Here is a 13484-nt window from a genome sequence, read left to right on the forward strand (position 1 = left end):
TTCATTTTTTCATATAATTAATTGTAAAATATTTTTATTGAACAATAGCATAGCTATAAAAAATTTCGGACCCTTAAATTAAAAAGTTAATTATTAAACCTAATCTGCATTATAAATTAAAACATCAAAGATAAGTAGTAAAAACTAGTAATTGTTATTATTTAACTACTTTATTATAAATAAATAAAATTTTTTAATTAAAGCCAAAGCTTCCTAATTAATTTAGATTTTAATTATGCAGTCTAATAGATAAAGCACAAAGATTTACTTGCTCAGATCTATTAAAAATAAAAGCAGGTCACTAAGTTTCTTAAACTTGCATTAATAAATCAAATTTTTATACAGAAAGTATTTTATCAAAAAGCCGCTAAAAGCCGCTAATTATATTTAGCAAATCTTAATCACTTTTAATAGATCATTATTTATTTCTAAACTAGAAGAATGATAAGATATACTATTAAGCTATGACAAGTTAAAAGCAATAATTTCTATCATTGAATAATGCGTATACTATCCACAACACTTTAAGAAGTGTATAATCAAATACCTGGTCCGATATTTATACTAATAGCTACTTACTAGCTGACGAAACTAAAATTTCAACAAGATAATTAATTATAATTGTAAAAAAAACAATCGAAGTATATTTCAATTTTTTTAAATAATTCCAATAAATTACTTAAAAAAAAGATATAGTTGACAACGTCTTTATTCTAAAGACAAGCGTATAGAATACTGAAAATTATCTGCTAGATTTATATCAAAATTGACTATATATCTCTCCAAGACATATAGCTATCGGTGCTTATACTATACTTTTTAACAAGTACAGCTAATCAAGTATTAATAATCATTAAGAAGCCCTGACCAGCATCTATAAATTTTATCCGGCATAAAATAAATAAGCATTTCATTACAATTTAGAAAATACTTAATCAATCATCTATCAAGATAGATGCTAGTATCCTTTCTTCTGCCTCCTATATTAAATTTCCATTCAAAAAAAGTTTTGCAACATTCGTAAACAAAAGAATAAAAACTTCTTTATAGTCAAAAATATAAAGCGATTTGTATTATAGGAATAAAATTATAGTCAAAAATTCAAGTAAAAAACCAATGTCATGATTTATCCGCAGTTCGGACATTATATTACTGACAGAATAGTTAAATAAATCAGCAAAGAATAAAAATAAACTTAGCAGGCAAAGACAATTGTCTAGTAGATTTTAATTATCGCAAGATTAACGTTGTTTAGATATAAATTTAAGCACCTATGGATAAACACAATATATTAAATTAGTTAACCTTATTCCATAATTTAAAGTTTTTTGATTTTTAGAGGCAATCAGGAAAGACCTTGGACAATATTAACAATTGTTTTAAGATAAGATAAATTGATAAAGAGTAATATTTCTTTGTAGAACTTTTATTTATGCAAAGCAATTTTAGTTAATTGTCTAAAACAAATAATCAATTTCTCCGAAATATGAGTGTAATCTTAGTGCATATAATTTGGGTTAACGCTTAGAGGAAGCAAAAGCCACATACGACCTCTAGCCTTCATAGACCCAGCCATTTCCCCAGCACTTTTTCCAGAACCCCAAAAAAAATCACCGCGAATTGGGCCACGAATTGCACCTCCGGTATCTTGAGCAACCGTCAATCTCTTGATCCCTTTAGGATAATAATCATAGTCGATATCAACCCAAATTGGTACCCCTAGCGCATGCTTAGTACGATCTACTGCTAAAGAGCGCCCAGCCGTTAACACCACTCCCTGAGCTCCGATAGGCCCTTCCCCACTTATTTCATGAAAAAAAATATAAGAAGGATTAAGATTCATCACAGAATACATTTGCTTGGGATGATTCTTTAGCCATGTATGAATTGTCTGCATCGATATATCATCATGCTTCAGATATCCTTTCTTTATCAAATAACGCCCAATGGGAAAATAAAGATGTCCATTCTGTCCGTCATAAGCAACACGGGTAGAACTACCGTCTGGTAAAATGATAAGACCAGAACCTTGAATATGCAAAAAAAATGCTTCTATGGGATCTGCTAAATAAAAAATCGGCTTGACCTTATCTTTTAAAGAGCCACCCTCAATATCGGCACGACTGTCATAAAGTTTCATTTGCAATCCTCCAACTCGTCCAGCAATGCGTCCTCCTTTCATATTTTTACGAAAATCACCTAAATTTAAGGTAATCAAATCATCTGGACAAGGATACAACGGTACAGTATATTTAGTAGCATCGTATCTACGTGCGCCGCGAACCTGCGGCTCATAATAACCAGTAAAAATACCATCGCTCGCAATTTCATCTGAAGCGCGCCAAACAGCAAAATACTCTTCAAACACCGCCCGAGCTGTTGCAGCAGTACTATTAGCTCGAAAGCGATCCTCCAATGCCGTACAAGCTTTGCGCCAATCTCCAACTGTACCAAAACGTGGAAGAGCAGCACTTATATACTTATCATCATCATTCTCTAACATGCGAGAACAAGAGCTTAGTACAGCTGGCATTGCTGCATCAACATTATCTTCTAACCATCCAGAAAGATTAGCAAAATTATACCTAGATAATAATAAGGTTTTTCCTTCTTCTGCTGTAGAAAAATTATTGACTGAACATGTAATTAAAATGTTCAGCAGCAATGATACAGCGATTAACACTAGAATTTGCTTATTCTTCTTCAGGAACACAGACTAAAACCAGTTCCCAGTTCGGATCACTGGAACGAACATCACGCTTAAAAGTCCAAATATCGATTAGCGTATCAACGCTATCAGGATCATTGGCCAATTCCTTGTTGGAGTCATTTATATTTACTCTTACGTGTTCAGTGACAAACTTGAGAGTTATTAATGCCTCGTAACCAATAAGCTCAGCTCCAGTAATATCAATAGAACGAAAAGTTATAATAGAGGTTTTTTGAATCTCTTTAGCTTGTTCACGATCTTCGATCGCATGCATAAAACTGCTGTAAAGAGGAATGGACAAAAGAGATTTTAGCATATCCACATCGCCTGTCTCATAAGCTTTAACAATCATCTCAAAGGCAACGCGCGCACCGGTAAGAAATTTTCTCTCATCAAACTTACTATCAGCTTGCTTAATACAAGCCAATCTATCCGTTGACGAAGTAATTTCATTATTTTCAGGAGATTCCCTTACCACGCGGTCAGAAAGCGATATGATATTACCATTATCAGTTTCTTGCGTGGATGGCGAAAAATGGTCTGTTCGCTTTTTCTCATTATCAGTACGTCGACCTAATACGTTACGTAGCTTCAAAATCAAAAAACCCGCAATCATAGCATAAATAATAACTTCAAAAAGTGGAAAACTAGACCCCATGTATATTATGTCCTTAGGATGAGACAAGGGAGGGGAGATTATCCACCCGTTTAATATGCCCAACCCCGATACAGCATAATCCCCACAAGCAACGTAAATTTATAAACTTATGGAAAGAAAATATATTCATCGCTTTGAATAAGCCACGATAATTAATTCTAGTTACCTATAAAATAGATAGGGTATTAATTTCAAAGGGCAAGAATGAACTTAACCATTCTCCTTATTATATCTAATATTAGATATAATAAACTTTGACTATATCAAAAAATCTAAAACCAAATTAATTTGATATTAAATCAACAGTGATCATAAGATTTATTATATACATAATTTAAAGTATTCCACCACAATACAATCGATTATATCTTTAAAATAGCCATTAAATAATACAATAATATTTATATCTTCAGTGATCTTTAGTTTGTTAAATTTTAAATACTATTTTCACTTAAGATAGTACCTAATTATGTATAAAGTTCTGGGATATTATGTTAGTTTCCTCGTTATTTCTATCACTGCTTAATTATAACCCAGAATAACAAAACTGTATATTTTTTATAATACCTAGCTTATCCATAAATATTATTATCTTGTAAGATTAATTGCCGACAAGAAAATACGCTCTTAGCATATCTTAAATCTTAAGAAAACCACAGATTATAAAACGCGATTTAAATAAAAAACTCTTAACCAATAGCGGCAAAATCCTGTCTCATTTAAGCGCTTGCAGGTAATAAGTAGTTTATATATCAGACAAGTTATTCTAGAATGAAAATCATACTAACAATTATAAATGTGGAATTATAATTGTTGTTATGATGGACATACAGGTATTTTATTGATTTATACAATACCTGTATGTCCATCATAACAAAATTTTTACCTATTAAAAGTAAGATAAATTATCAAAAGTATAACTAAAATAAAATGTTTATATTTATCTCTGCTATAGCTGAACTCAGTTAATAAAATCAATATTAAAAGAGTATACTATAAAAATATAAAATTCAATTATTAATAATTTAATAGCGATAATAAGATAATTACAAATTTTATTCTTTATAAAATCTTAGTTTTAATTAGTTAACGCTGGATAACATCCGTATATTAGAATACTAAATACAAAATAAAAACAAACATCCCTTATTCGAAGAATACCATAATCACATAGCAAGTGTGTAACACAGAAAATAACTACTCAAGGTTACCGATACATTGCGCTATTTAATTAATAAGATACCTAAATTAATAAGATACCTAAAATCTCCTCCTTACATTTGAGATTATCGAGAAGTTTAATCGTAACTTTAACAAGATATTTTTACTTGTAATAATCTTAACTAATTAAGATAACTTATTTGGCTACTTGCTCTAAGTAAGATATCACATCGTACCGATCTTGGATATTCTTCAAACCAACAAAAGGCATTTTATTACCTGGCAATGCTTTCTTAGGATTTTCCAAATATATATTTAAATTATTTGCATCCCATATAATTCCATAGTTTTTCATTGCTTCTGAATAACGTTTATACCCCTCAGCAGTACCAGCACGACGTCCTATAACTCTATAAAGAGACGGGCCTTGACGATGTTTTCCATTCTCCACTGTATGACATGCTTGACATTTACGAAAAACATTTTTACCAGCGATCGGATCTCCATTCTGAGCGAATACGAAAGAAGGAAAAAGTAACATCCATACTAAAAGAGTAAACCGAATAGGTAAACTGATTAAGATCATAAAAATATTTGCTCCTAAAAGATAATATTGCCATAAATTAATAAAAACATACTATTGTATATAAAATTAACCACTAATTTTGTATATAATAGTACCAATCATTCTTGATATTACAACATTGCCATAGCAGCTAATTGCTACCCCCAAAGAAAAAATATGAATATTAAAATTAAATCAACCTTTTATAGTATAAATCTAAATTAAGATACTAGTTATAGTATAAATCTAATTAAGATACTAGTTAACAATACATCATCTAAAATACAGCTATTTTTAGAAACTTGTAAGCCTTAGAAACAATCTAAGAAAATAAGATAAAAATTAAACAAATTTATAGCATTCGGCATTAATAAATTTAACATCCAAACCAAATATGTATTCGTGGAAGTCTACGATAGCGCGGGCGTAGTTCAATGGTAGAACCTCAGCCTTCCAAGCTGATGATGCCGGTTCGATACCGGTCGCCCGCTCCAAACATGCACCCCCCCCCATAGTATTATAGATTATAATATAATTTACCTATAAAGTATTCTTGTAATATTTAAAAAGTAATAAAGAAATAAATTTAGATGTTAATCCATTACTTAGCTAAAAGCAATTGTAAATTTCTAAACTATTTTACCTGATTCTCACCGAATAAAGCTTTTATTTATAATTTGAAATGATGACTATAGCGTAAAAACTGAACTAGTAATTTAAAAAATAAAATTTATTTTTTGTGATAGGAGAAATCTTAGTATGAGTAATTACCGTACACTAGATGATATTAAAGTCAAAGGTAAGCGTGTATTACTACGACTTGATCTAAATATTCCAATGAATAATGGCTTCATAAAAGACGTTACTAGAATTAAACGGGCTGCCCCTACTATCGTAGAACTATCCAATAACGGTGCCAAAATAATAATTATTTCCCACTACGGTAGACCTAAAAAAAAGCCAGATCCTCAACTATCGCTGAAGACAATTCTTGAACCACTAGTAAAAGCTACTGGACGTCAGATTAACTTCGCGCATGATTGCATTGGTGTAGCCGCGGAAAATGCAGTTGCCAACTTATCAGAAGGCGAAATAGTGCTATTAGAGAACCTACGCTTCCACAATGGTGAGCAAACAAACGATATTAACTTTGCATTAAATCTCGCTAAACTTGCCGATATCTACGTAAACGACGCTTTCTCCGTCTCTCATCGGGCTCACGCTTCTATAAAAGGAGTAGCACATATTTTGCCTGCATTTGCTGGACGTTTAATGGAAGCAGAATTAAACGCTCTAAACTGCACCCTGCTTGGTCCAGTGATAGTCGTTATCGGCGGCGATAAAGTCAGTACAAAATTGAACATACTAATTAATCTTGTTTCTCAGGTTGAAGTGCTTGCTATTGGAGGCTGTATGGCTAACACTTTTTTATCTGCTAACGGAGTAGATATTGGCAAATCATTAGCTGAGCCAGAGCTTATAAACATGGTCTATGAAATACAGGCCAAAGCTAAGGCAGCAAACTGCGATATATTGCTCGCAATTGACGCAATAATTGCAGATGCTTTAGTCCCCGATATAAAAACTAAAACAGTAGACATCCTTAAAATTCCCTCAAACAAAATGATTCTTGACATAGGTCCTAAAACAGTAGATGTTATTACAAGGCGATTAGAAAGATGCAAAACGTTAATATGGAACGGCCCTTTAGGAGCCTATGAAATTAAGCCATTCGACAAAAACACCATCGCTTTAGCTAAAACAGTTGCTGAAATGACCGATCGTGGACAAATCATATCTATCGCTGGCGGTGGAAACACTATGGCAGCTTTAGCTGAGGCTAAAGTGATTGATCGGTTTTCTTATGTCTCTACAGCAGGTGGAGCCTTTCTAGAGCGGCTGGAAGGCAAAGAGCTACCTGGTATAATCCCCCTAAAAGCAAATTAACATTGCAAATGCTGTACATAAAACGAACTAATTCTTCTTTGTTTTTAAAAACAAAGAAGAATTAGTTCGCGTAAAAAGTAAGAATACAAGTTAAATTTACTAGTAAATTTAACACTAAATAATTGTAGTAGTAAAATCTGAAATTTTCATCTTATAATTCACAACAAGATATCCTTGCATGCTACTAATAAGGAGCTAGACATTATAATTGTGCGATTAGGTCTATCCGAAGTGTTGTTCTAGAAAATTATGTTGTTTAAAATCAACTTTGTTTTTATTGGATGAAATATAAAGCCAATCAATGATCAAAATATAAACATTAATCTAAAATCAGTTAAACAATAAAAACTTTTAGTTAATGTGCTGCTCCGTGACTATTTCCCCAACCGGCTTTTACAACCAATGGCACAGATATATTAAGTGATGGAGTAGCAGCCCCCTCCATCACTTCTTTAACCAAAGCCGCAGTAGTCTCAACGTTTCTTTCAGGTACTTCAAACAAGAGCTCATCGTGTACTTGTAATAACATTTTTGCTTTAAAGTTTGTCTTATGCAAAGCAATCGACAAACGCACCATAGCTCGCTTTATAATATCAGCAGCAGTACCTTGAATTGGTGCATTAATAGCTGCTCGTTCACCAAAATTTCTTTTAATTAGATTTTTTTCGTGAATAGCATCAATATAAATTTTGCGACCAAAAAGAGTTTGCACATAGCCATACTCATAAGCACGTCGCTTCATTTCAAGCATATAATCGATAATTCCAGAAAAGCGCTTAAAATAAGCATTAATATATCCCTGAGCTTCAATTCTCGAAATACCTAACTGACGAGCCAAACCAAAACTAGAAATGCCATAAATGATACCAAAGTTAATTGCCTTGGCTTTACGCCGAACATCAGAAGTCATTCTGTCAAGCGATATGCCAAACACCTCTGAAGCAGTTTGTTCATGAATATCTATACCGCAATTAAACGCCATACGCATTCCCTCCAATCCCGCTACATCTGCTAATATTCGTAACTCAATTTGAGAATAGTCCACCGAAAGTAAAACATTGCCCGGCCCTGCAATAAATGCAGTACGAATTTTACGCCCATCATCTGTACGTACAGGGATGTTTTGTAAGTTTGGATGATTAGATGACAATCGGCCAGTTGCTACTCCGGTCATCGAATATGAAGTATGAATACGTTTAGTTTCAGGGTTTATTTTAGTCAATAAAACGTCAACGTAAGTAGATTTAAGCTTAGTAAGCCGCCGGTATTCGAGTATCTTATCTGCCAACTCAACGCCTTTATCTACCATTATTTCTAGCACTTTTGCTCCTGTGCTATAAGAACCGGCTTTGCTTTTTTTGCCACAAGGTAATCTCAACTTATCAAAAAGGATCTTGCCCAGCTGTTTATGCGAAGAAAGGTTAAATTTTTCGCCTGCAAGATAATAAATTTCATTTTCACGTTGAACAATACGCTTAGCAAAATCTTTGGACATATCACCTAAAATTTGAGGATCAACTGTGATACCATTACGTTCCATGTCTACTAAAATTGGAATTAGTGGTCGTTCCAATACCTCATAAACAGTACTCATGTGTTCTGTAACCAAACGAGGATGTAGCACTTTGTGCAAACGCCAAATCATAGCTGCATTTTCTGCAGCGTAGACCGCTGCTTTATCCAAATTCACTTCAGCAAAACTGATTTGCTTTTTTCCTTTTCCACAAACATCTGCAAAAGAAATTTTCGCATGCTTAAAATGCAAAAAAGATAACTCATCAAGTCCATGACCATGCATGCTACCATCCAATACATATGAAATGCACATAACATCGTCTAAAGGATTTACAGTGATTTCCCCGTTAATCTTTCGACTCAGTACTAAACAATCGTATTTTCCATTATGCACTATTTTAAGAACTGAAGAATTTTCAAAAAGCTTTTTAAGAACAAGAATTGCTTCATTAAACGGAACTTGTTTGACTTCCTCAACTAAAAACGAAGCTGTATCCTTCAATTGATCGTAAATTCTAGTATTCATATGACGTAAGGGAATATAGCAAGCTTTACCGGGAGCCAGAGCTAGTGATATTCCTAATAATTCTGCGCGCATAGCATTCAGAGAAGTAGTTTCTATATTAATTGATACTATACCATTGGTTTCAGCAGCATTTATCCAAAGACGCAAATCTTCCATATTAGTTATAATTTCGTATTTAACATCATTACTGATCGAAGAAACAAGGATATTCTTATGATCTACTTTCTTATAAGAATTCTGCACAAAATTACTCTCAAAACGTGAAATTAGCTTTTTAAAATTTTGATCATATAAAAAAGATATTACATTATCCACGTTAACATTATGCGCAATAAGATCTTCAAGATCTTCAGATAATTGAATATCGTCCTTCAGAGTAACTAATTGTTTAGATATTCGAGCTAAATGCGCATTTTGAATCAGTTTTTGACGACGTTTAGGTTGTTTTATATACGCTAAGGAACCAAGCAATGTCTCTAAATCTCCGTATTGCTTTATAAGCTGAGCAGCTGTCTTAATACCAATACTCGGTACACCTGGTACATTGTCAGCACAATCGCCAGCAAGCGCTTGAACATCAACCACTCTTTCTGGAAATACACCGAATTTTTGCTTCACTTGATCTGTGCTAATCCGTACTTTTTTCATAGGATCGTAAATGATAACTCCTGGCCTAATTAATTGCATCATGTCTTTATCAGAAGATAATATGGTTACTTGCCAACCTTTCTCTACAGCTTCACGAGTGTATGTAGCAATAACGTCATCAGCCTCAAAACCCTCCATTTCTATGCAAGGTACATTAAAAGCCATAGTAGCCTTGCGAATTAGAGAAAATTGTTTAATCAGATTTTCAGGAAGCTCTGGACGATTCGCTTTGTAGTCATGATAAATTTTGTTACGAAAGCTAAATCGACAATTATCAAGAATGACCGCCGTACGATTAATATCTCTGTCTTCCATAAGCTTAATTAACATATTGCAAAAGCCAAACACAGCATTGACGGGCATTCCGTCTGCGCGATTCATTGGAGGAAGAGCGTAATACGCACGAAAAACATAACCAGATCCATCGACTAAAAATAGTCGATTATGATCTGAATCAGTTGCATTATTAATTGAAATAGTAAATTTTTTCATAGATTTCTTCGAAAAATAAGATTAATTCAATTATTAAGCTTGTGTAGATAACAAATTAAAATAAAATTTAATATAATTATTAATAATTATTACTTATACGATTTTTCATAGAAAAATTATCCTTATTTCATACTTTTAAGGTATTATCATAATCTCAGTTTATATTAATTAAAAAAAATAATAGCAATGTATAATTAATTACTAAAAAGCAAAGTTAAGAATTCATTTGATCGAAAAATTCTTGATTGTTTTTAGAATTTTTTAACTTATCGAGCAAAAATTCCATTCCATCAATAGCACCCATTTGCATAAGAATACGGCGTAAAACCCACATCTTTGACAGAGTAGACTTATTGACTAACAATTCTTCTTTACGTGTGCCTGATTTAGTAATATCAATTGCTGGGAAGGTTCGTTTATCAGCGAGTTTGCGATCAAGAATCACTTCAGCATTACCAGTGCCCTTAAATTCTTCAAATATCACTTCGTCCATTCTTGATCCAGTATCAACTAAAGCTGTAGCAATTATAGTAAGGGATCCACCTTCCTCAATATTACGAGCTGCACCAAAAAAACGCTTTGGGCGCTGTAGTGCGTTAGCGTCTATCCCGCCGGTTAGCACTTTTCCAGAAGATGGGACAACGGTATTATAGGCACGAGCAAGGCGTGTAATAGAATCTAGCAAAATTACAACATCTCGCTTATGCTCAACAAGACGTTTAGCCTTCTCAATAACAATCTCAGTAACCTGAACATGACGAGAAGCTGGTTCGTCAAATGTTGAAGATATTACCTCACCGTGCACAGAGCGTACCATATCTGTCACTTCTTCTGGACGTTCGTCGATTAGTAATACAATGAGGTATACACCAGTATTACCTTCTGAAATCGCATGAGCAACGTTTTGTAGCATTACTGTTTTACCAGTACGTGGCGGTGCTACCAGCAATGCACGTTGACCCTTGCCTAGAGGAGAAATCAAACTAATCACTCTTGATGTAAAATCTTTATTTTCAGTTTTAAATGCATTTTCTAAATTCAATTTTTCGTTCGGAAATAACGGGGTAAGATTATCAAAATTAATCCTGTGACGAATAGCTTCTGGATCCTCGAAGTTAATTTGATTAACTTTAAGTAAAGCAAAATAACGCTCACCATCTTTTGGTGAACGAATTTGCCCCTCAACTGTATCTCCAGTACGTAAACCAAAACGCCGCACTTGACTAGGAGAAACATATATATCGTCTGGACCAGGTAAATAATTAGACTCTGGAGCACGGAGAAACCCAAATCCATCAGGAATAATTTCAAGTACTCCTTGGCCTGAAATAGGTAAATCATTTTCTGCTAATTGCTTAAGAATAGCGAACATCATGTCTTGCTTGCGCAAGGTACTTACGTTTTCAATTTCAAGCTCTTCCGCGTAAGCGAGGAGATCAGCAGGCGTTTTGGCTTTAAGTTCTTGAAGATTCATCTGTGGTGGATTGCCTTCAAATAATGGATAATTAAAATTATAAGTAGAAATATGAGTGGTTTTATACATCGGTCAGTCTGCAGACGAGCGTCTACAGTACATACAATGTTTCGGAGAGAATAAATTGTCTGAGCAAGTAGATCAGCCATTTTTATGATAACTGATCAGATAGTGTCAAGAGAGTTAATTATGTAAAAATAATTATTAAAAAGGTTTAATAATTACCAAAAAAATTACAAATACCATTAAAATTGTAGGAATTTCATTTATAATTCGAAAAAATAAAGAAGAATGTTTATTTTTACCAATCCAGAAAAGTTTCCGCCAGTATCCCATAATGTGATGGATACCGGTTAACATGATAATTAAAAAAAATTTAATATGCATCCATTTATCGTTAAACAATGACCAATTCATGCATAATAGGGAAATTCCAAAACTCCATGTTGCCATCATAGCTGGATTCATAATAAAACGATAAAGGCGAAGTTCCATAATTTTAAATTTTTCTGAAGTATGACTGTCTATGTTTTCATCTGCATGATATACAAATAGTCTAGGCAAGTATAGTAAACCAACCATCCACGCGATTACGCTAATCACATGTAGTGATTTGATAATACTGTACCATTCCATAAAATATTTAGCTCCGAATTTGTTTTATTAATTCAATGACATTGTTAATTGGTGTTTGTGGTAAAACACCATGTCCTAAATTAAAAATAAGTGGTCCTGATGATAATGATTGTATTATACGATTAGTTTCTTTTTTTAAAGCATTTCCTCCTACTAGTAAAGCAATAGGATCAAGGTTGCCTTGTATAGGTATAGTATTTTGTAGTTTATAAGCTGTTCTAAGGGGAATATTACTATCAAGTCCGACAGCATCAATTCCTGTACATGATGCATAATCCTCAATCATAGCTCCTGCACCTCGAGCAAATCCAATAATTTTAATTGAAGGATGTAAATTTTTAATTTGTTGCACAATTTTTTTTGTCGGCTCTATTATCCATTGTTTGAAAATACTTTCTGGCGCTATTCCTGCCCAGCTGTCAAATAGTTGAATAATTTGGGCTCCTGCTAATATTTGTTTGTTTAGATACTCTATTGTAGCATCAATGAGTAGATCTATAAGAATTTGAAAACTTTTTGTTCGTTTAAAAGCCCAAATTTTTATTTTTGTATAATCACGACTACTGCCTCCTTCTAGCATATAAGCAGCTACTGTCCAAGGACTACCTGCAAATCCTATTATTGCAATTTCTTTTGGTAAAATTTCTTTAATTCGAGAAATAGTTTCATAAACATTCTTTATTCTATTGTGAAATTTATCTTCATTAAATAATGGAATATTTTTTTCATTTTCTACTGGAGATATTATGGGACCTTTTCCTTCTATAAACTTTAATTTATATCCTAGAGCTAATGTTATTAAAAGAATATCTGAAAATACAATTGCGGCATTTAAGTTAAATCTTTTAATAGGTTGGATTGTTACTTCACAAGCCATCTGAGGATTTAGACACAATTCAATAAATCCTCCTGCTAATTGTCTTATTTCTTTGTATTCAGGTAGATAACGTCCTGCTTGACGCATAAACCATATTGGTGGCGGTGATTTAGTTATTTTGTTTAAAGTGTCTAAAATGGGAATATTTGACATGTTTTGACTTTCTACAGTTTTGTACATTATTTCTACAGTTTTGTACATTAAACATTTACTACTACTATATATCAATATTATATTATGATGTTGTTGTATCGGTGAAACCTGGGGATTAAATT

At 33.0% G+C, this 13484-nt stretch carries 8 protein-coding genes and 1 tRNA gene; 2 read left to right on the top strand and 7 right to left on the bottom strand.

All coding sequences use genetic code 11. The annotated features are described in order from the left end of the window. Positions 1-1498: 1498 nt before the first annotated feature. From mltA to P856_RS04070, 3 genes are all read right to left on the bottom strand, one after another. A complete protein-coding gene (mltA, locus tag P856_RS04060; RefSeq protein ID WP_144079729.1) occupies positions 1499-2713 on the bottom strand; it encodes a murein transglycosylase A in 1215 nt (404 codons plus the stop codon). Beyond that, the gene (locus tag P856_RS04065; protein ID WP_144079730.1) at positions 2694-3395 is read right to left on the bottom strand and encodes a Tim44/TimA family putative adaptor protein; all 702 of its coding nucleotides are present in this window, start codon (positions 3393-3395) and stop codon (positions 2694-2696) included. Before P856_RS04065 ends, mltA begins: the two co-directional genes overlap by 20 nt. 1330 nt (positions 3396-4725) lie before the next feature. Continuing rightward, positions 4726-5115: a c-type cytochrome gene (locus P856_RS04070; protein WP_025300891.1), complete on the bottom strand. Its 390-nt coding sequence runs from the start codon at positions 5113-5115 to the stop codon at positions 4726-4728. A 399-nt stretch (positions 5116-5514) separates the two neighbouring features. On the opposite strand from P856_RS04070, the gene P856_RS04075 reads away from it, so the two are divergent. Together P856_RS04075 and P856_RS04080 are read left to right on the top strand one after the other, a co-directional pair. Next, positions 5515-5588 (top strand) — tRNA-Gly (locus P856_RS04075). A gap of 265 nt (positions 5589-5853) precedes the next feature. After that, entirely contained in the window at positions 5854-7041 is a 1188-nt protein-coding gene (locus P856_RS04080) for a phosphoglycerate kinase (RefSeq protein WP_025300892.1), read from the top strand. Positions 7042-7396: 355 nt separating this feature from the next. Here the strand turns inward: P856_RS04080 and polA are convergent, their stop codons facing one another. The 4 genes from polA to hemE form a co-directional block, all read right to left on the bottom strand. Continuing rightward, a complete protein-coding gene (gene polA, locus P856_RS04085) occupies positions 7397-10222 on the bottom strand; it encodes a DNA polymerase I (RefSeq protein ID WP_025300893.1) in 2826 nt (941 codons plus the stop codon). A 214-nt stretch (positions 10223-10436) separates the two neighbouring features. Beyond that, on the bottom strand, positions 10437-11696 hold the full coding sequence (rho, locus tag P856_RS04090; protein ID WP_025300894.1) for a transcription termination factor Rho: 1260 nt from the start codon (positions 11694-11696) through the stop codon (positions 10437-10439). Positions 11697-11900: 204 nt separating this feature from the next. Next, positions 11901-12332 carry a protoporphyrinogen oxidase HemJ gene (gene hemJ / locus P856_RS04095; protein ID WP_025300895.1) on the bottom strand — a complete coding sequence of 144 codons (432 nt, stop codon included), beginning with the start codon at positions 12330-12332 and terminating at the stop codon, positions 11901-11903. A gap of 7 nt (positions 12333-12339) precedes the next feature. Further along, complete coding sequence (hemE, locus tag P856_RS04100) at positions 12340-13362, bottom strand: uroporphyrinogen decarboxylase (protein ID WP_025300896.1); 1023 nt, start codon at positions 13360-13362, stop codon at positions 12340-12342. Positions 13363-13484 lie beyond the last annotated feature (122 nt).

Source organism: Candidatus Endolissoclinum faulkneri L5, assembly GCF_000510265.1.
GTDB lineage: Bacteria > Pseudomonadota > Alphaproteobacteria > Thalassobaculales > Thalassobaculaceae > Thalassobaculum > Thalassobaculum faulkneri_A.

What these genes read in the sequence shown, in the direction of transcription:
- P856_RS04070 (WP_025300891.1), bottom strand. Translation starts at nt 5,115, where the DNA reads ATGATCTTAATCAGTTTACCTATTCGGTTTACTCTTTTAGTATGGATG.
- P856_RS04080 (WP_025300892.1), top strand. Translation starts at nt 5,854, where the DNA reads ATGAGTAATTACCGTACACTAGATGATATTAAAGTCAAAGGTAAGCGT.
- polA (WP_025300893.1), bottom strand. Translation starts at nt 10,222, where the DNA reads ATGAAAAAATTTACTATTTCAATTAATAATGCAACTGATTCAGATCAT.
- rho (WP_025300894.1), bottom strand. Translation starts at nt 11,696, where the DNA reads ATGAATCTTCAAGAACTTAAAGCCAAAACGCCTGCTGATCTCCTCGCT.
- hemJ (WP_025300895.1), bottom strand. Translation starts at nt 12,332, where the DNA reads ATGGAATGGTACAGTATTATCAAATCACTACATGTGATTAGCGTAATC.
- hemE (WP_025300896.1), bottom strand. Translation starts at nt 13,362, where the DNA reads ATGTCAAATATTCCCATTTTAGACACTTTAAACAAAATAACTAAATCA.